The organism is Telmatospirillum siberiense (assembly GCF_002845745.1).
Lineage (GTDB): Bacteria > Pseudomonadota > Alphaproteobacteria > Rhodospirillales > Magnetospirillaceae > Telmatospirillum > Telmatospirillum siberiense.
In genome coordinates this window covers 101,756-121,147 of sequence record NZ_PIUM01000004.1, presented here as the reverse complement: position 1 = coordinate 121,147, position 19,392 = coordinate 101,756, and the positions used below count along the sequence as shown (strand labels likewise).

Here is a 19,392-nt window from a genome sequence, read left to right as displayed (position 1 = left end):
GCAAGCATTATTACCATGCCGAGGACGAACCCTGCCATGCGCCCCCCAGGAAGGCGGGGGACAAATTAAACACCCGCCAATGCAAGCAATTTCCGCAGATGCGCCTCGGAAGCCAGAAACTCATGCTGTTCTTGCCGGGTGAATTGGTAGTTCAGGATTTTCTGCACGCCGTCACGTCCGATGACGCAAGGCACGCTCATCACCACATCGTCCACTTCATACTGATCCTTCAAAAGGACACCGACCGGCAACACCGAATGCTCGTTGGACGCCACGGCACGGATGATACGGAACACGCTGGCCGCGATTGCGTGATTGGTGTTTCCCTTTCGATTGAAGATATCGAGGCCGACATCGAGGACCGCCTGACGCACCGCCGCCTTGTCGATCGGCACCTCGCCGTTCAGCCGACAATAGGTATCGACGTCCAGCCCGCAGACATTACAGATGCTCCAGGGAATGAAGCCGGTCGCGCTGTGATCTCCCAACACATAGCCGAAGATATTTTTGGGGTCGATCTTCAGATGATCGCTCAGGATCCGCATGAAGCGGGCCGAATCGACGATGGTGCCGGCACTCATCAACCGCGTGCGGGGATAGGAGGAATGGCGCAGCGCCACCTGCGCTATGACATCGACGGGATTGGTGACGATGAGCACGATGGCTTGCGGTGAATAGCGTTCGACCCGGCCGATGATATCGCGGATCACCTCGGCGTTGATCTCGACCAGGGTATCGCGGGTCTGTCCTCGCTGAAGCTGGGCTCCGGCGGTGATGACGACGATGTCGCTGCCCTCGGTCTCGGGATAGTCCCCCGCCACCAGCAAGGGATTTTTCGCATAAATGAAAGACGTCGTATGGGAATAGTCCCAGATTTCGGCTTCCGCCTTTTCGCGCGCCTTGTCGACGGCGACGATCTCAGAAACCTCCGAAAGGTTGACCAGATAGCCGACCAACTCGGTGCCTACCGCACCCATGCCGATCACCGACACCTTCACGGCGCTCTCCTCTCATTGAATCGAACGACAGAAACCGCCGGATAATATGAACCCGGTTCAAGAACACGTCTACAGGGGGGTTCTTGTTCTAATACTCCTTCTATTGACGTAACTTAGAGATATCCAATGACGTTCTTACGCAATATTCAACAACTTGCAGTTTCCGTTCGGCACACCCCGGCATTGTCCACCGAAATCAGTTGGAGGCGACATCCTTGAGGAAGCCGTCGATGATCCCCTTCAGGCGGGTCGACTGGGCGGCCAGATCGTCCGAGGCGCTCAAGAGATCGGCCGCTGCTGCTCCTCAAGCTCACGCTGGCGAAGCAGATTGGTCTTGAACACCTGAACCGCCCGGGCCATGAGCTTCGCTTCCATCCGGTTGGTCTCGACGATGGCGACCGCTACCGTCGCCGCCATCCCAAGCACCCCGACCCATTGAATCGCGCCCGCAGCGTCAGGTTCTTCCACCAACCAAACATTACACCCCATTTCCCTCTTAGAAAATGACACCACCGGCAAACGGAACAGGCAAAAAGCCATTTTTAATACGGCCGACCATTGGACCTGACCCAGACACCATGAGGATCATTCACCGTATTATTAATGAATTTTTCGTATTTTTTGTCTTCCTTCAAAATATGCTGAAGCAGCCAATTGTATATGATGTCAAACAATTTCTTGGCATCCAACTCCCTGCCATGTTCCACATCCGACTTCAGTCCGAAAACAATGTCATACATTTTATCGTGCTGCTCTTTATGCGCCTGCCAGTCGAGGTAACCGCCTTTTTTCATGCATTGCTCTTCTTCGCTGAAGTGAACGAGCACGAAATCTTCCAATTTAGCCAGGACGGCATGGATCTCGGCATCCCGCCCTACCGCCCCGATCAAGGGATACAGACGATTCAGGCATTCGATGATCATCTTGTGATGTCCGTCCAGCACATCGGACCCTACGGACATCTGCGTCGTCCATTCGATGAATTGCATCATTGACCCCGATGACAAAGGACCATTACGGAGGAAAGCTCCCGGTCCGACATGGTGTTATCCTTCCATGAGCGCGCGCACATGGGACGCGACGCAGGCGGCCAGGGCACGGGTGTCGTAGCCACCCTCCAAAACAGAAACCAGCCGAGCGCCGCAAAAATCCTCGGCAATCCGCAACAACTCGCGGGTCACCCATTCGAAATCGGCCACCTGCAGCCGTAAATCCGCCATCGGATCCGCGGCATGGGCATCGAATCCCGCCGAGACGATCACGAATTCCGGAGCAAAGGCACGAAGACGGGGCAGGATGATGTCGCCATAGGCAAGCCGGAAGGCGTCCGAACCGCTGCCCGCCGGCAATGGTATATTGACGATGACACCTCCCCCCGGCTGCCCCTGCTCGTCCGGCGTCCCGCTATAGGGATATGCGTCCTGCTGATGAGTGGACGCATAGAACATGCCCGCCTCGTCCCAAAGGATCTGTTGCGTTCCATTGCCGTGGTGCACGTCGAAATCGATCACTGCCACTTTCCGAAATCCGCAAGCGTCACGGGCATGCAACGCGCCGATGGCCGCATTGGAAAACAGGCAGAATCCCATCGCCGCCGACCGCTCGGCATGATGTCCGGGTGGACGCACCGCGCAAAAAGCATTCCGGCATCTTTTCGCCGCCACTTCCTCGACGGCGGCGCAAATGGCGCCCGCCGCCCTCAGAGCCGCCTCGCTGGAGTGGGACGAGACGAAGGTGTCGTCGTCGATGGGGAGAATCTCTCCCGCGGCGGGAACCAACGACAGGATATGGTCGATATGATCCATGGAATGGGCGCGCAACAATTGCTGCGTGGTGGCGCGAGGAGCCTCCTCCCGCGCCAGGAACAAGAAATCCTCATGTTCGAGGATATGGTTGACCGCCCGCAAACGATCGGCACATTCCGGGTGATAATCCCCCGTCTCGTGCTGCAGGCACGCTGGGTGCGTCAGCAAAAGCGTGGTCATGCTTCTTGAACCTCCCTGACAGCAATTTTTTATTATACCTGCCGTCATTGCCGCCAATTCCAAATGGAAGTTGGCGTTTTTATTTATTTAGTGGTTCGAAAAACAGTTTCGTTTCGGTCTTGCCAAAGATGAGCGGTACACCGGATCGACGCCGCACGTCGTATCAATCTCATCGCCCGCTCATTGGAACAGATTAAACGAAGTCGGGGGGTAAAACGATATCCTTTGCCGAAACCATACCGAAGACAAGCATCGAGCGTCATTGAGGCCGCAGCCAAGCACGCGGATGCGTGCGCTAAGGCCAAGGGCTTGAAAAAAAGCCGGGGCGTGATGCAGATTTAAGGCATCACGCTCTGAAGAGGGACATCAGGCTTCGGCCGATCGCCTGTCAGCTCGATCGCCCCGCCTCGACAGCCGCCTCGGCCGACCAGGTGACCAGCCGGTCGTCCTTTCCAAGCGATTGGAGATAAGCCTTGTCAAGCGGCAGGCGGCCGATATCGGCACCTTTCGCCGGCTGGGCGTAAATGGGCGAAGGACCGGACACAACCCGGGCGATGTGGACGACGCCGGCGATATCCAGGACACCGATGGAGGCCGCGCTGGGCCGCCCGAGAAAGGCCACCGCCTCGACGACGGCCTTATTGAATCCCCAAAGGCCCAGCAGATAGGCGCCGACCTGAAAATGGCTGGCGCCGAAAACCGCCACCTCGGCATCCTGCGGATCGACACCGGCGGCGACCGCCGCCTTGACGCGAGCCACGTCGTGCGGACATTGATCGAGCAGCACCAGCAAGCCGATGGAACTCAACATCGCCGCGCAATAGGCCTCCTCCTGGGCATGCTCATCGAAGTTTTCCAACCTGGCAATTCTTCTGGCCACCCTGGCCACGAAAAAGCTGTCGCGGTTGACCTCCTCGACCAGCATGGCCATTTCAGGCAACCCTTGGAAGTTTCGGAATATTCCGATGCGCAAAACCAACGCGCCCAGGGTTTCGAAACCGAGAATGCGCACCGCCTGCAAGGGCTGCGACAACCGGGACGACAAACCGAAATAGGAAGAGTTGGTCAGCTTGAGCAACTCCGCGGTCATCGCGACGTCTCGACCGATGATCTCGGCAAGTCCGGTCGCCGAAGCCTCGGGCCGCTTCATATAATCGAGCAGGGTGTAATAGGTGTCGGAAGGAGTCGGCAGGCCCTTCAAACCCGTCAATAATTTGCGCAAATGTTCCGATCCCAGGACCCGTTCCAACTCGAACGCCCGCAAGATGACATCGACCAAAACCTGGGCGGAACAGGGCTTGGCCAAAAACTGATGGGCCGGCCCGACAGTGCGCATCACGCTGTCGGCGTCGGAATAGCCGGACAGGATGACCCTGACCGCGCCGGGATCGCGCCGCCTCACCTCGGCGAGCAGTTCGGCCCCGTCCATGCCAGGCATCCGCATATCGGTGACCACCGCCGCGAAGCGCTCTTGCTCCATCATATCGAGAGCGGCCCGTCCGGAATCGACGAAGCGCATATCCCACTCGATCCGCATGTAGCGCAACATGCGTTGCAGTCCCTGCAAGACGTTGGGTTCATCATCGACGAAAAGAATGCGGGGCCGGCCCATTATTTACGTCCGGCAGCCTGAGCGGCCTTTCCGTCGATCGGCAGACAGATGGTGAATACCGTCCCCTTCCCCTCCTCGGTATCGACGGAAATCCGGCCGGAATGTTTGGTGACGACAACGTCGCGACAAATGGCCAGTCCCTGCCCCGTTCCCTTGCCGACCGCCTTGGTGGTGAAGAAGGGATCGAAGATCCGTTCCTTGATGCTTTCGGACATCCCGACGCCGTCGTCCCCGACGATGATGTCGACGAAGCGGCCATGCCGGCGGGTCGCCAGGTTTATCAAGCCTTTTTCCGCGGACTGGCGCGCCTGAATGGCGTGAGCCGCGTTGACGATAAGATTGAGCAGCACCTGATTCATCTCACCGGGAAGGCACGCCACCTGAGGTAGATCCTCGGCCAAATCCAACCGCACCTCGGCGACGTGTTTCCATTCGTTGCGACTGACCGCCAAGGTGTTTTCGATGGCCCGGTTCAAATCGACGGCGACTTTTTCACGCTCGCCGGGGTGGGAAAACTCCTTCATGGCGAGGACGATCCTCGCCACCTGGCCGACCCCGTCCAAAGATTGGCTGACGGCCGGCGGCATCTCCTCTCGCAGATAGGACAGATCGGACTCGGTCTCGAACGTCGCCAACGCCTCCCTGGCCTGGGCGTCCGCTTCGCCGCAATGGAGATCGATGAAGTCGCGGTACCGGCGGTTCACCTCCAGCAGGGTATCGAGGGAATCACCCAGGAAACGCAAATTATCGCCGATATATTGAATGGGCGTATTGATTTCATGAGCGATGCCGGCGGCCAACTGGCCGACGCTGGCCAGCTTCGATGCCTGCAACGATTCCTGCTGGGCCCGCTTCAAGGATTGGATATCGCGGAAGGATATGATGATTCCCTTACGGATCCCCTCTTCGACCAAGGCGGAACAGGCGTAGGCAACCAACAAGGTTCGGCCGTTGCGCAATTGGAAGACGGCATCGTCGTCACGCCAGGACTGCCCGGTTTCCACCACCTTGCTGAAAGGACCCTCCGAGAACAGCAACAGCCGCTGGTCGGCGCGCAGGCTGAAGATCGAATCGACGAAACGGCCGGCGATCCGGGGGGTCCGTTCGTCACCCAGCAGGCTGTCGGCCGAATGGTTGGAAAAAGCCACGAAACCGTCGATATCGGTCACCAGGACGCCTTCGAAGAGACTTTCCGTGATCGCGCGGATACGATCCTGGCTCTCCCGCAAGGCCTCCTCCATGCGCCTGCGCTCGCTGTTCAGCCTGGTCAGCCGATCATATTTGCGTTGAAACTGCGTCCGTTCGATGGCGTAACGAATAATCCGTCGCAAGGCATCCGGGTTGATGCGCCGCTTGACCAGATAGTCGTGAGCACCGGCATGGACGGCCGCGGCCCCGATGTCCTCATCCTCCTTGTCGGTAAGCAATATCAATGGAGCGGGGCCGCAGGCGCTTACGATCGCCTGGATATCCTCCTGCAAGCCGGAGCCGGCCAAACCGGTATCGAAAAGAATCGCGTCGAAACTCTCCACCGCCAGGATCTCTCTGGCTTGATGAATCGTTCCGACCGACTCGATCCGAATTTCGAACCCCGGCCGCGACGCCAGCATGTCGGCGACCCGAGCCTGCCCCTCCTGCGACAGCAGCAATATCTTCGACCGCATGGTTCTGCCTATCCCTCTCCCCGGCGGGCAAGAATCGCCGCCTGGGCCGGTCGCCACGGCAATCCTGTCGGATGGATCGACCGTCCCGCCGATTCAATAGCAAAACAAGAGCCAGTCAGTGGCGCAAGACAAATCAGGGGTTGATGTCGCTGTTACGTGGGAGTTCCCGGCTTCAGCATGTACCGCCTTCATCGGTGGAATCATCGAAGACGGGTATTTCCGGGGAATCGGAAATCATCAGGATGTATTTTTTTCCGCTTTCCTCCTCGTCGAATAGACGAACCTGGCGAAGATAAAGCGCGGAAAGAGCGGCATTGAGCGGAGGAATTTCCCAGTGATCGAATGTCACGCCTTCAGCGATCATGCCCGCCAGGGGATCTTGGATTCCCAGGCACCAGAGGAGTTCCCGGACCTTCAAACTTTTGACTTTTGCCGGACGGATTCCGAATTGCTGGGAAAACGCTTGATTGCCCCAACTCACGATACCGTCGCCATGGATCAGCAAGGGACATGATATGGCCGCAATGATGGACTGCGTTTGTCTTGCCGGCCGCTCTTTCTTCATTTGGCCCTAACCCTTGCGCGAACTACTTTGGTGTGTCGTTAATAGTGAACCGTAGCGATACCCGCGCCTTCATCGATATCCCCATTTGGGGACCAGATGACGAAGACTTCGCATCAGGTACCGGCTGGAGGAATCGGGACACGGGAACGGAGGCGACAAGGTGACAAAACCACGCATTCTGTTCGTCGATGACGAACCTCATGTGCTCGACGGGTTGCAACGGGCGTTGCGCAGCCGCTGCAACAGTTGGCAGATGTCCTTCCTGGTATCGCCGATCGAGGCCATCGCCGAACAGCGCCGCCTTCCCTTCGACGTCGCCGTCGTCGACATGCGCATGCCGGTGATGTCGGGCGTCGAACTGATCAAGGAATTGGGCGCCTTGTGCCCGGGAACCACGGCCATCGTGCTGACCGGCGCCACCGACATCGAATCGGCCATCGCCGCCATCAACGAGGCCAACGTTTTCCGGTTCTACGCCAAGCCCTGCTCGGCCGAGGTTCTGGCCGCCGGCATCGATCAGGCCCTGATTCAAACGGCGCAGAAAAATGCCAATCCGGCCATGATGTCTCCGGACGCCACCCTGGGATTGGCGACGCTAAACAGGCTTCCCACGGGTGTCGTCGTGGTCGATGCCGACGCCAATATTCTCTTCATGAACAGCCTGGGGACGGAATATCTGGCCAGCGGCGACGGCCTCACCATGAGCCCGACGGGTCTTTGCAGAACCAACCGCCAAGCTGAAACGGCCGAGTTGCATCGTTTGGTGAAACTGGCGGTTGATGCCGGTGGCGACGCCATGGCGCACGCCCTGGCGGTAACGCGCGAGGAGGCCGACCGCCCCTTGTCCGTGGTCATCGCCCCGTTACCGGCCGAACACAGCAATGGCCGCGTGGCCGTTCTGCTGATCAACGACCCGGAACGCCAGAGCCTCCCCTCGGTGGATACCGTCACCAAATTGTTCGACCTGACCGATGCCGAAGCACGTCTGGCCCTGGCCTTGAGCGAAGGCCAGCGCATCGAGGATGCCGCGGAAAAATTGGGAATCACGGTCAACTCCGCGCGGACTTATCTGAAACGCATCTTCAGCAAAACCGACGTCACCCGGCAGGCGGAATTGGTCCGCCTGATCCTGGCGGCACCAACGCTTTCGGATCTGGGGGCGGTAAAGCGGCCGAGCCAGTCGCGCCCCTCGCGTTAGGACCTGTTGATAAATTATCGAATCAACAGCCCCCAAGCCCGAGCGGCGTTTGAGCCCGCCGTAGCGGAGCGCAGGCGTCATTTGGAATCCTGGAGCCTGTCGCGACAATGTCGCGACAGGCTCCAGGCCCGATCGTTACGCGATGAGCCGTTCCAGCACCAGCACGCCGACGAGCCCCACCACAGACACGATCGCGCAAAGCAAAGACCAGGTTCCAAAGGTCTCTTTCACCGTAAGGCCGAACGATTCCTTGACCATCCAGAAACCCGCGTCGTTGACGTGGGAGAAGGTCGCGCTCCCGGCGCCGGTCGCCAGGGTGACGAGGGCGAGGTCGACGTGTTGCGTCGTCAGCATCGGCAGCACCAGACCCACCGTCGAAATGGCCGCCACCGTCGCCGACCCCAAGGCAATACGCAGGATCGCCGCCACGGTCCAGGCGAAAAGCAGCGGGGATGCCGAACTGCCGGCGAACAGATGCGCGAGATAGGTCCCCACGCCACCGTCGATGAACACCTGTTTGAGCGCGCCGCCCCCGCCGATGATCAGCAGCATCATCGCGATATCCCTCACCGCCCCCGAACAGGAGCTCATGATCGCATCGATCGATTTGTTCCGCTTGAGGCCCATCGTGTAGGCGGCGAAAAGCAGGGACACCAGCATGGATATCGAGGCATCGCCCACGAAACGAATGACGGTAAACGCCAGATTGTCGGACAGTCCCAGCGAGGAACGGACAATGGCCACCAGCGCCGCCACCGACATCATGATGACGGGCAGCATGGCCGTCAGGACGCTAATTCCGAAAGCGGGCGTATCGTTAAGATCGCGTAAGGAAGTCCCGTCAACCGATTCGGCGCGGGCTATCTTCTCAAAAGCGGAGGGAACAATCCGTTTGGACAGAACGGTAAAGACCGGACCGGCCAACAACACGGAGGGAATGGCAATGACAATGCCGAAAACCAGAACCCTGCCGATGTCGGCATGATATTCCCCCGCGACGACGGTCGGCCCGGGGTGTGGCGGCAGGAAACCGTGCGCGGTGATGAGGGCCGCAACCATCGGCACGCCGAGCGTCATCACCGGTATTTTCATCTGCCGCGCCATCGTCACGACGATGGGAATCAACAGAACGACGCCGACTTCGAAGAACAGGGCGATACCGATGATGAATGATGAGACGAGGACGGCCCACTGCACATTCTTTTCGCCAAACTTATCGATGAGCGTCACGGCTATCCGCTGGGCCCCTCCGGCGTCGGCGATCAGACGCCCCAGCATCACGCCCAGCCCGAATATCAAGGCGATATGCCCGAGCGTTCCGCCGATACCGCTTTCAATCGACTTGACAATTTTATCGGCCGGAATTCCGAGTGCCAAGGCAACCACGAAGGATACGAGCACAAGAGAGACGAAAGCGTTCACTCTGCATCGCACAATTAAAAACAGGAGTGCCGCAACGCCAAAAATAACAAATAATATAGGCATAGTCGTTCCTCTCTATTTTTGAGATTTTTGTTTTTGTTTATTTTTATTATAAATTCCCAGTCATGTTGAATTTCACCCCCGGCGACATCACCTTTGGGTGGTTGCCGGCCAGGGGCGTGAAATTCACCTCGTTTTAAACAGAGGCCGCAGCCCCCTGCTCGGCGGGAGATGCCTACTTTCCCGAAGGCAATTCGACGCCGGCCAGCTGCGCGTAGATACGTGCGACGGCGCTGTCGTCCTGACGTCCGAAGCCCGACCCGGCGGCGGCCAGGAACATTTGCAGGGCCGCGGCCGCAAGCGGGACCGGATATCTCGCGCCGCGCGCCATGTCTTGGACGATGCCCAGGTCCTTGACGAAAATTTCCACCGCGCTCCGCGGGGTGTAATCGCCGTCGAGCACGTGCGGCACCCGGTTTTCAAACATCCAGGAGTTTCCCGCCGAGGCCGTGATCACCTCGTAGACCTTTCTGAGATCGAGGCCCTGGCGGGCGGCGAAAGTGATGGCTTCGCTGGCGGCGGCGATATGGACGCCGGCCAGCAGCTGGTTGATCATCTTGAAGGCCGCCCCGATGCCCGCGGAATCCCCCAGTTCATAGAGGGTTCCCGCCATGGCATCGAGCGCGGGACGCGCCTTGGCGAAAGCGGCGGACGAGCCCGAGGCGAGGATCGTCAGTTGGCCGGCCGCGGCCTTGACGGCCCCGCCCGAAATCGGGGCGTCGAGATAAAGCCGGCCTGTGGCCTCCAGGCCTTTTCCCAGGCGGCGGGCGATCTCAGGGTCCATGGTGGCGGCGGAGACAAAAACGCTTCCCGGTGCCATGGTCTCCGCCGCGCCGTTCTCACCGAAAAGGACGGCTTCGGTCTGCGCCGCATTGACCACGACCGAGACGACCACCTCCGCATCCCTTGCCGCCTCGGCGGGAGAACGCACGGCACGACCGCCGGCACAGCCGAAATGCTCGACGGCTTCGGCGGAGACGTCACATCCCGCCACGTCGAACCCGGCACGCAGAAGCGATGTCGCCATGCCGAGTCCCATCGACCCCAGACCGATGACGGCGACTTTCGACTTCGATAGGTTTGTACTCATGGAGCAATCCTTTCCGTGTGTTATGGAAACGGAGATGACCATCCCGGAAACACACGCGCGCCGGGCATGGTTTCACCGTTCGCCCAGGTGCGATGGCACCTGGACGGCAAGCCTTGAATGACGGGGAACCCGGCGTCCCTTGGGACGCCGCCCGAATCAGGAAAAGCGCATCGGGAACGAAAGACGTTCCCGCTCATATGTCGAGTGGAAGCCGGATGGACGACGACGATGGAACGCGCGCCTCCAGCGAATACCGAGTCGTTGAACAGGCATCGGCATATCCTCCTGAACGGAATCCCACCAACCGGAAACCCGGAGCGTTCGGCGGGAGTCTTATAATTTTTTATATTGGCAACGCTGCCATTCCCTATAACATGCCATTGGCTGCGCTGCCAATCCAAAATGGAAGCGCTGCCACACAAAATTTATGCGGAAATGCCGCCATGCATGGCGGCTCAGGATGTACCGCGAGAAAACTGATGGAATGAAAGGCGGTTAGCCGACGAACTTCAGGCGGTAGCGCCTTCGATCAGTTCGAATCCGACATCGACCCGGCTTGGGCCATTGTCGGCGCAGACCAGCTTTCCCCCGGTTTCGCCGATCAGAAAACGGGGCGTCTTGATGGTGGAAAGCGGCTGCGGCAGACACCGCCCCGCTTCCAGTCCGTTGAAACCGAACAGGGCGAGACGATCGGGAATGGCAATTCCCTGCCCCAGGCAATGGAAATATCCCCCCAAAGCCATATCATCGTTGGAAAAATAAACCGCATCGAGCGCGGGGCTGCGTACCAGGAGTCGGGCCAATGCATCGCGCCCGGCCTCGATGGAAGACATGCCGTCGACCAGTTCGCTGTCCACCAGCGTCAAACCGCCCTCGGCCAACGCCTCCCTGAAACCCGCCAGACGTTTTCCCGCTCTCGCATCCCGCTGGATGTTATGCCCGACATAGCCAATCCGTCGATAGCCGCGCCCGATCAGGTGAGACGCACTGGTGCGACCGACGGCATGCGTTGAAAAGCCGACGACCCCGTCGAGCCCGTCGCCGTCGAGATCCATCAATTCGACCACCCTGACGCCGGATCCCTGCATCAAGGCGATCGCACCTTCGCTATGTTCCAATCCCGTCACGATCAACCCGGCGGGCCGCCATGCCAGCATGGCGCGAATCAGGCTTTCCTCGCGGTCGATCTGGTATTCGCTGACCCCCACCACCGACTGGAAGCCACCGGCATCGAGAGCTGAATTGGCCCCCGCCAACACATTGGGAAACACATTGTTGGTCAAGGAGGGAACGATGATGGCGACCAGGGTCGACCCCTCCGAGGCCAGCAGACCGGCGATCCGATTTGGGACATAGCCCAACCGCGCCACCGCAGTCTCGATCCGTCGGCGGGTTTCGGCCGATACCGCTCCATGATTACGTAAAACGCGTGAAACCGTGCTTTCCCCGACACCCGCTTCCCGCGCGACATCCCTCAAGGTCAACTGTGACCTTTTGACACCCATCGGCCCGGCTCCCCTTTTAAGACCTAGTCGCTCTTGTCGCACGATCCTTGGCACGGATCAACACGGCCACAGCAATCGCTTGAACGCGGATTGCCGTAATTCATTCATCGTTCCCCACAATTGCCGGGCGGGGCCATCCGACCATGCGCGAGACTTGGCTCCTTAAAGCGGGTACAAAACATCCTAGCAGGCTGCAAAAAAAGTCGTCGTGATATCATTTCCGTCGTCATCCCCGCGAAAGCGGATCCATATTGTGGTAAGCGCATTATCGGGATACCAAATACTGATTCCGATAGAGCATGGATTCCCGCTTTCGCGGGAATGACGAAGAAATTCCGACTTTTTCCGCAGCCTGCTAGTGGTCCAACCCAGACGCTTAGTGCCCAAGCGTCTGGATAAGTTGGCCCACCAACTAATTGAATTGTGATGAAAATCTGATGGATGGCGGGGGCACCATCCGTCAGATTTTCATCACTAGAGACAACCACTGCCGCGAGAAGGACCGATCATGACATACAAGCTTGTTGCGCTGGACCTCGATGGCACCCTGCTCGACTCCGACCAAGCGATCCGCGATGACACCATTGCCGCCTTGAAAGAAGTCCGGGTCAAGGGCCTCGGGATCATCCTCGTGACCGGACGGCATCATGTGGCGTCCCATGCCTACCACGACCAATTACGGCTGGAGACTCCGATCATCTGCTGCAACGGCACCTATATCTTCGACTATGCCGAATCGAAGGTGCTGGCCGCCGATCCTCTTGAACGGGAACAGGTTCTCGCCCTGTTGACCATTGCCCGCCGTCACAAGGTGCATTGCCTCGTCTATGTCAGGGACGCCATGACGTTCGAAACGGAAAACGAGCATGTCAAAAGCCTGCTGGCCTGGCGCGACAAACTGCCGGAAAGGGTAAGACCCGCCTTAAGGCGGGTCGAGACTTTCGAAGAGGAAGTCGAAAAAGCGACAGTGATCTGGAAAATAGTCGCCTCGCACCCTGATCATGCGGTGCTCGCCGGCTGTATCGCCGAGATGAAAGAGGCCGTGCGCGCCAGTTACGAATGGTCCTGGCACAACCGCGTGGATATCGCCCGAAGCGGCAATAGCAAAGGCGGCCGTCTGGCGGAATGGGCCGCCTCGCGGGGGATCGATCTCGACCAGGTGGTGGCGTTCGGAGACGGTGAAAACGACATCAGCATGCTATCGCGGGCGGGCGTCGGCATCGCCATGGGAAACAGTACGGACGATGTGAAAGCCAGTGCCGACTGGGTCACCGGAACCAACGACGGCGACGGCATCGCGGCGGCATTGCGCCGCCTCGTTCCCTAAACACCAAGTTGTGGTGATCATGATGAAATTACGTCATTGCCGTTTCTAATTTGAGGTTCCGAACAGAATGAAGCGGTTCTTGCCGAGTTTTTTGGCTTCATACATGGCTGCGTCCGCGCATTTGATCGTGCTTGCGATGGTATCCTGCGGAGAGGTGATCAACGCGATCCCGATGCTGCACCCGATGCCATACCCAACGCCGTTTGTGCCGGTAATGATTCGTTGAGCGATGGACATAGCCGTTTTCTGAATCACCTCACGGCGGGCGCTGACGCAAATGACGAACTCATCGCCCCCCATTCTTCCGGCGACGTCCTTATCCCTGAGAATTGAACGCAGTATTTTCCCTACGCTCCTCAATATTTCGTCCCGTTTTTCGGGCCCGTGAGTGTCATTGACCTGTTTGAAATTATCTAGATCAATAAATAGAATAGCTACTCCATCTTCATTTATTTTAATATTTTAATGAATTAATTAAATTGCTTCTAAAAAAGAAACTCTGCTCGCAAGTCCAGTCAGTGGTCGCGCTTGGCCAAGTCAAGAGCCTCAGAGATTTTTTGTTGTGTTTCCACGGCCGCCTCAAGGGCTTCGGCCATCTTGTTTTCTCTTTCTCTGGTTACGGAAAGAACGGTTCCCACCATATGAATTTCTTTGATGATTGTGCTGGGGATTTCAGCTTTCTTCCCTTGCTCAATGGCGGATGAAGCCTCCGCGAAGCGCGCGATGTCTTTGGCCAGACGACGAGACAACCATCCCGCGGCGGCCAGACTGAGGGCGAGAAATGTCACGCCACCAAACGCGAGGCGAAACATCGCCTGTCGAACGGGAGCATTGATACTGTCGACCGGAACGCCGATCGCAATCGACAGGTTCCAAGAGGGCAGCTTGACCAGTGCCGTCTTGGTAAGAACGCCATCCCGCGTCTCTATATCGTAGATGCCCTGCCGCCCCTTCATGGTTGCGACCGCCAAGTCCGCCGATATTTTCGTGCCGGCGGACGCCACCGGGGCCATGGCGCGGGTGATGGTGATGCCGGCTTCGTTGAAAAGGGGAGGAGGAAATAGCGTATAACCCTGTCGGAAGGGATGCGTTGAATCATACCAAAGGCTTGTTTGAAATGGCCTTTCTGGCTTTTCGCCTGGAAATTGGCAACGCTGCCAATTCGACTTGGCAGCGTTGCCAATTTCCATTACGCTCATCGGCGTTCAAAGTCCGAAACATAAAATAACAGCCGCAACCATCGGCATCGCGCCCCCTTTCTCGCAGGCAAAAACCTTCGGAATTCGCGCGCGGTTCAATAAGGAGGAGACCATGGCGCCAATACTCGGCTGCATTGCCGACGATTTCACCGGTGGAACGGATCTGGCCGGCATGCTGGTCAAGAGTGGTATGCGCACGATCCAGATGATCGGCGTTCCCGACCATCCCCTGCCTGACGACGTCGACGCGGTGGTCATCGCGCTGAAGTCGCGGACCTGCCCGGTCGAAGAGGCCGTAAGCGATTCGCTGGCGGCCCTTCGATGGCTGCGCCAGGCGGGGTGCAGGCAATTCTATTTCAAATATTGCTCGACGTTCGATTCGACGCCGAAAGGCAATATCGGACCGGTGGCCGAGGCCTTGATGGATGCCCTGGACACCGACTTCACCATCGCCTGTCCGGCATTCCCAGCCAATCACAGAACCATCTACAAGGGCCAACTGTTCGTGGGCGACGTGCCGCTCGATGAAAGCAGCATGCAGCACCACCCCCTCACCCCGATGACCGACGCCAATCTCGTCCGGACATTGCAGGCGCAGGTGAAGCGAAAAGTCGGCCTCGTCGACTATCAGACGGTCCGCCGCGGCAGCGATGCGGTGCGCGCCCGTTTCGCCGACCTCAAAGGAGACGGGATCGGCATCGCCATCGTCGATGCGCTCGACGATGGCGATCTGCTGACCATCGGCGCGGCTTGCGCAGACCTGCCGCTGGTAACGGCAGGTTCGGGAATCGCCGTCGGACTGCCGCAGAACTTCACCGATGCGATCGACCTTGACGGCGCGGCGGTCACGCCCTCCGCCGGCACCGGTCTACGGGCCGTCATCGCCGGCAGTTGTTCGAGCGCGACGCTCGGCCAGGTGGCGGCGATGCGGACCCGGCACCCTTCCTTCCTGATCGATCCGCTCGAACTGGCCAAGGGCGTGGACGTCGTCGGCAGGGCCTTGTCATGGGCCGCACCCTTGCTACCCGACGGTCCGGTGTTGATCTATGCGACCGCCTCGCCGGCCGAGGTCAAGGCGGCGCAAACGGCACTGGGTGTCGACCGGGCCGGAATGCTGATCGAACAGGCCCTGGCGGCGATCGCCAAAGGTTTGGTGGTGCTGGGCGTCGATCGGCTGATCGTCGCCGGGGGAGAAACCTCGGGCGCCGTCGTCAAGGCACTTGACGTAAAAGGCTTGCGCATCGGCCGGGAGATCGATCCCGGCGTGCCCTGGACGGTCACCCTGCGTTCTTCCGAAACCGGCGGGAAACCGTTGGCCATGGCGCTCAAGTCAGGCAATTTCGGAACCCCTGATTTCTTCCTCAAGGCCTGGAGCCATCTGTCATGAGCGCCTCGCCCGCCACGAAACGCGATGAAAACCGGTTGCGCGAACAAATCGTCGAGTTCGGCCGGTCCATCTTCGAACGAGGACTGACCGCCGGCAGCAGCGGCAATATCAGCGTGCGCCTCGACGATGGCTGGCTGCTCTCTCCGACAAATGTCTGTCTGGGTCGCCTCGATCCGGCCCGGATCGCCAAACTGGATTGGACCGGCCGCCTGATTGCGGGAGACCCTCCCTCCAAGGAGGCCCCCCTGCACCGGGCCATGTATGAGGAACGAAGCGGCAGCGGCGCCATCGTCCATTTGCATTCGACGCACTCCGCCGCCGTTTCCTGCATGCATGGGTTGGACTGTCATGACTGTCTGCCGCCACTGACCCCTTATTTCGTCATGAAAATCGGCCGACTGCCGCTCATTCCCTATCATCGGCCCGGCGACCCGGCGCTGGGTGGCGCGATCCGCGGGCTCGCGGGCAAACACAGCGCCGTTCTGCTCGCCAATCACGGACCGGTGGTTTCAGGCGTCTCCCTTGAGGCGGCGGTTTACGCCATGGAGGAACTGGAAGAGACAGCCAAACTGTTCCTGCTGCTGCAGGGTCTTCCCACCCGGCCGTTGACGGACCTGCAGATAGAAGACCTGAAAACAACGTTCAAACTGGAACTCTAAAGTCTGAATCGCCCTCTACTTTATTGAAATAGAAGCGTAATCAGATTTTCACCACTAGGACGAGGAAACGAATAGCCATGCCCAAGTTCGCCGCCAATCTGTCGATGATGTTCAATGAGGTCCCCTTTCCCGAGCGTTTCGTGAACGCCGCCAAGGCGGGTTTCAACGCCGTGGAATTTCTTTTTCCGTATGATTACCCGCCCGAGGAGGTCGCCGGCTGGCTGAAATCCAACCGGCTGACGAACCAGTTGTTCAACATGCCGCCGGGAAACGTCGCCGCGAAGGAATGGGGCATCACCTCCCTGCCCGGCCGCGAGGAGGAATTCCATGAGAATGTCGCCACCGCGCTGATCTATGCGAAGGCCCTCGGCACTCCGCGCATCCTGGCCATGGCCGGATATCCGCCGGCAGGAGCCGATCCGGCCCTGCATCATGAGGTTTTCGTCCGCAACCTGCGCTACGCCGCGCGGCAATTGGCCAAGGAAGGCCTCACCCTTCTTATCGAACCGCTCAACCCGCGCGACATGCCCGGCTTCTTCCTCAACAACCAGGCCCAGGCCCACGCCATCCGCGAAGAAGTCGGCGAACCCAATCTCAAGGTTCAGATGGATTTCTACCATGTGCAGGTGACCGAGGGGGATGTGGCGGTCAAGATCCGCAAATATATCGAGCAGATCGGCCACATCCAGATCGCCGGCGCGCCTGACCGCCATGAACCGGACGAAGGGGAGCTGAACTACCGCTATCTGTTCGGTCTTCTCGATGAGCTTGGCTATCAAGGGTGGGTGGGCTGCGAATATCGTCCGCGTGGACGTACCGAGGATGGTTTGGGTTGGTTGGAGCGGCTAACCCGATAGAACGGAAGCGACCAGACGCCGGCAACGGGCGGACGGGCGGCGAAGCAATCCTCTTCCGGATTGCTTCGCCCTTTGGCCCGCGAACGCCGGGCCCCTCCTCAGACCGCCCGCATCTTGGACAGAAAGTCGGCCACGCTGTCCCGCAGGCCGCTGGCTTCCTGTTTCAATCCGTTGGCGGCGTCCCGCATTTCACCGGCCATGTCGCCGGTCGCCTGGGCGGCGCGGGAAACGTCGACGATGCTGTGGCTGACCTCTCCGTTGGCCGCCGACACCTCGTGGACGTTCCGCGAGATTTCCTGGGTTGCGGCGTTCTGTTCCTCAACGGCACTGGCGATCGAGGTAACCACCTGGTCAACCCGGCTGATGGTGGCGCGGACCCGATCGATGGCGGTAACGGCTTCCCTGGTCGACACCTGGACCGAGCCGATCTGCTCCTGAATCTCGCCGGTGGCCTTGGCCGTCTGCGTCGCCAGGTTCTTGACCTCGTTGGCGACGACGGCAAATCCTTTTCCGGCTTCTCCGGCGCGCGCCGCCTCGATCGTGGCATTCAGCGCCAGCAGATTGGTCTGTCCGGCGATATCCTCGATCAGCTTGACGATATCGCCGATCTTCTCGGCCGACTGGCGAAGCGCCTCGACTGTTTCCGATGCGGCCGAAATCTCGACCACCGCCTCCTGCGATATACGGGAGGTGTCTGTCACCTGGCTGCTGATTTCCCTGGTCGACGCGCTCAATTCCTCGGTGGCGGAGGCGACCGTCTGGACATTGGCCGAGGCTTCCTCGGCGGCCGAAGCGACGCGGGTGCTCTGCGCGCTGGAGGCACTGGCCGCGTCGCTGAGCTTGTCCGAGGTGTCGTGGACCTGTTCGACGGTCCCCCCCACCGATTCGAGGAGCGAGGAGACCTCCTGATCGAAGGACTGCGTCAGAATCTCGCGTTGCTTCGCCCTCTCCATGTCCTGCCGCAGTTTTTCCTTGGCTTCGACCTCGAGTTTTTCCGCCTTGATCAAACCGTCCTTGAACACCTGCACCGAGCGCGCCATGTCGGCGATCTCGTTCCGGCCTTCGGTAAAGGGCACGTCGATCAGCCGCTCACCGCCCGAAAGGGCCATCATCACCCTGGTGATGCCGCCAATGGGAGCGACGATCGAGCGGCCGATGACGAAGGCGAACAGGCAAGCGCCGGTGAGACCGGCGATGAGGGCTATCAGATTTTCGGTGAAGGTCTGTTGATAAACGTCGAGGGCTTTTTCATATTGCGCCTTGCCCTCCTTGTCCTGCATGGCGATCAAATCTCGCAGATCCTGGGACAAAACCAGAAAGATCTTGCGGCTGTCGACCGAGGAAATGACCGTGGCCCTCTCGCGCTCGCCCAGTTCGGCCAAGCGATGGGCTTCATCGACCAGCCGGAAATATTCCGACATCGACTGGTTGATCCGGTCCGCGATCGACTTTTCACGCCCTTCCGAAACCGTTCCGAAATAGGTCGTCCATTGTTTCGTCGCGATTTTCTGATAATCCGCGATACGGCCCGCGCTATCGGCCCGAATGGGATCGTTTTTCTCCGAAACGATGTCGAGAAGATTGAAGTAGCGGATACGATTGAGGCCATCCATCGTCGCATCCAACTGGACCATCGGCACCATGGCTTCTTCGTAAACGGTTCGCAGCCCTTCACGCATTACGCGCATACCATGAAGACCCAACAGGGTAATAGCTACGGTAAACGCCAGCATGACAGCAACCAAGGATAGTAGCTTATGCTGCGTTTTCATGTTCGAAAGCATCTTCAGGCTCCCTTCACCCAGCCCTTTGACTCGTGTATGAAAATCCACGCAGACCGCACAATACCCGTATTGTTACAAAG

General features: G+C 59.1%; 19 protein-coding genes. 6 read left to right on the top strand and 13 right to left on the bottom strand.

Translation table 11 applies throughout. From position 1 onward, the window contains the following. Positions 1-65 precede the first annotated feature (65 nt). The 7 genes from CWS72_RS05570 to CWS72_RS05540 all read right to left on the bottom strand — a co-directional run bounded on the left by CWS72_RS05570 (position 66) and on the right by CWS72_RS05540 (position 6,824). Positions 66-998, bottom strand: coding sequence for a lactate/malate family dehydrogenase (locus CWS72_RS05570; RefSeq protein WP_101249590.1), 933 nt, complete (start codon positions 996-998; stop codon positions 66-68). Positions 999-1,277: 279 nt separating this feature from the next. Next, the gene (locus CWS72_RS27690; RefSeq protein ID WP_158240522.1) at positions 1,278-1,415 is read right to left on the bottom strand and encodes a hypothetical protein; all 138 of its coding nucleotides are present in this window, start codon (positions 1,413-1,415) and stop codon (positions 1,278-1,280) included. Positions 1,416-1,540: 125 nt separating this feature from the next. Next, entirely contained in the window at positions 1,541-1,987 is a 447-nt protein-coding gene (locus CWS72_RS05560) for a bacteriohemerythrin (RefSeq protein WP_274540586.1), read from the bottom strand. A gap of 57 nt (positions 1,988-2,044) precedes the next feature. Then, the gene (locus CWS72_RS05555; RefSeq protein ID WP_101249587.1) at positions 2,045-2,983 is read right to left on the bottom strand and encodes a histone deacetylase family protein; all 939 of its coding nucleotides are present in this window, start codon (positions 2,981-2,983) and stop codon (positions 2,045-2,047) included. Between the two features lie 388 nt (positions 2,984-3,371). Further along, positions 3,372-4,595 (bottom strand): HDOD domain-containing protein, encoded by a 1,224-nt coding sequence (locus CWS72_RS05550; protein ID WP_101249586.1) that lies wholly within the window; start codon positions 4,593-4,595, stop codon positions 3,372-3,374. Then, positions 4,595-6,259 (bottom strand): hybrid sensor histidine kinase/response regulator, encoded by a 1,665-nt coding sequence (locus CWS72_RS05545; RefSeq protein ID WP_101249585.1) that lies wholly within the window; start codon positions 6,257-6,259, stop codon positions 4,595-4,597. Before CWS72_RS05545 ends, CWS72_RS05550 begins: the two co-directional genes overlap by 1 nt. 172 nt (positions 6,260-6,431) lie before the next feature. Further along, the gene (locus CWS72_RS05540) at positions 6,432-6,824 is read right to left on the bottom strand and encodes a nitrogen regulation protein NR(II) (RefSeq protein ID WP_146002635.1); all 393 of its coding nucleotides are present in this window, start codon (positions 6,822-6,824) and stop codon (positions 6,432-6,434) included. A gap of 160 nt (positions 6,825-6,984) precedes the next feature. On the opposite strand from CWS72_RS05540, the gene CWS72_RS05535 reads away from it, so the two are divergent. After that, complete coding sequence (locus CWS72_RS05535) at positions 6,985-8,022, top strand: DNA-binding response regulator (protein WP_158240521.1); 1,038 nt, start codon at positions 6,985-6,987, stop codon at positions 8,020-8,022. 135 nt (positions 8,023-8,157) lie between these two features. On the opposite strand, the gene CWS72_RS05530 is transcribed toward CWS72_RS05535, so the two are convergent. Together CWS72_RS05530 and ltnD are read right to left on the bottom strand one after the other, a co-directional pair. Continuing rightward, complete coding sequence (locus CWS72_RS05530; protein ID WP_101249582.1) at positions 8,158-9,507, bottom strand: gluconate:H+ symporter; 1,350 nt, start codon at positions 9,505-9,507, stop codon at positions 8,158-8,160. A 172-nt stretch (positions 9,508-9,679) separates the two neighbouring features. Beyond that, positions 9,680-10,594, bottom strand: a complete 915-nt coding sequence (ltnD, locus tag CWS72_RS05525) for an L-threonate dehydrogenase (RefSeq protein ID WP_101249581.1) — start codon at positions 10,592-10,594, stop codon at positions 9,680-9,682. A gap of 215 nt (positions 10,595-10,809) precedes the next feature. Between ltnD and CWS72_RS27355 the strand changes: the two genes are divergently transcribed. Continuing rightward, the gene (locus CWS72_RS27355; RefSeq protein ID WP_146002634.1) at positions 10,810-11,082 is read left to right on the top strand and encodes a hypothetical protein; all 273 of its coding nucleotides are present in this window, start codon (positions 10,810-10,812) and stop codon (positions 11,080-11,082) included. A 21-nt stretch (positions 11,083-11,103) separates the two neighbouring features. Here the strand turns inward: CWS72_RS27355 and CWS72_RS05520 are convergent, their stop codons facing one another. Further along, positions 11,104-12,099, bottom strand: a complete 996-nt coding sequence (locus tag CWS72_RS05520; protein ID WP_101249580.1) for a LacI family DNA-binding transcriptional regulator — start codon at positions 12,097-12,099, stop codon at positions 11,104-11,106. A 508-nt stretch (positions 12,100-12,607) separates the two neighbouring features. On the opposite strand from CWS72_RS05520, the gene CWS72_RS05515 reads away from it, so the two are divergent. Next, on the top strand, positions 12,608-13,426 hold the full coding sequence (locus CWS72_RS05515) for a pyridoxal phosphatase (protein ID WP_101249579.1): 819 nt from the start codon (positions 12,608-12,610) through the stop codon (positions 13,424-13,426). A gap of 45 nt (positions 13,427-13,471) precedes the next feature. Here CWS72_RS05515 and CWS72_RS05510 read toward each other — a convergent pair whose 3' ends face one another. Then, a complete protein-coding gene (locus CWS72_RS05510; RefSeq protein WP_274540585.1) occupies positions 13,472-13,879 on the bottom strand; it encodes a GGDEF domain-containing protein in 408 nt (135 codons plus the stop codon). Between the two features lie 62 nt (positions 13,880-13,941). Next, entirely contained in the window at positions 13,942-14,625 is a 684-nt protein-coding gene (locus CWS72_RS05505; RefSeq protein ID WP_146002633.1) for a PDC sensor domain-containing protein, read from the bottom strand. A gap of 112 nt (positions 14,626-14,737) precedes the next feature. On the opposite strand from CWS72_RS05505, the gene otnK reads away from it, so the two are divergent. The 3 genes from otnK (at position 14,738) to otnI (ending at position 17,528) form a co-directional block, all read left to right on the top strand. Next, positions 14,738-16,012 carry a 3-oxo-tetronate kinase gene (gene otnK, locus CWS72_RS05500; protein WP_101249735.1) on the top strand — a complete coding sequence of 425 codons (1,275 nt, stop codon included), beginning with the start codon at positions 14,738-14,740 and terminating at the stop codon, positions 16,010-16,012. Then, positions 16,009-16,671 (top strand): 3-oxo-tetronate 4-phosphate decarboxylase, encoded by a 663-nt coding sequence (otnC, locus tag CWS72_RS05495; protein WP_101249576.1) that lies wholly within the window; start codon positions 16,009-16,011, stop codon positions 16,669-16,671. The genes otnK and otnC overlap by 4 nt, the downstream gene beginning before the upstream one ends. Before the next feature lie 77 nt (positions 16,672-16,748). Beyond that, a complete protein-coding gene (gene otnI / locus CWS72_RS05490; protein ID WP_101249575.1) occupies positions 16,749-17,528 on the top strand; it encodes a 2-oxo-tetronate isomerase in 780 nt (259 codons plus the stop codon). Positions 17,529-17,626: 98 nt separating this feature from the next. On the opposite strand, the gene CWS72_RS05485 is transcribed toward otnI, so the two are convergent. After that, positions 17,627-19,300, bottom strand: coding sequence for a methyl-accepting chemotaxis protein (locus CWS72_RS05485; RefSeq protein ID WP_274540584.1), 1,674 nt, complete (start codon positions 19,298-19,300; stop codon positions 17,627-17,629). Positions 19,301-19,392: the final 92 nt, after the last annotated feature.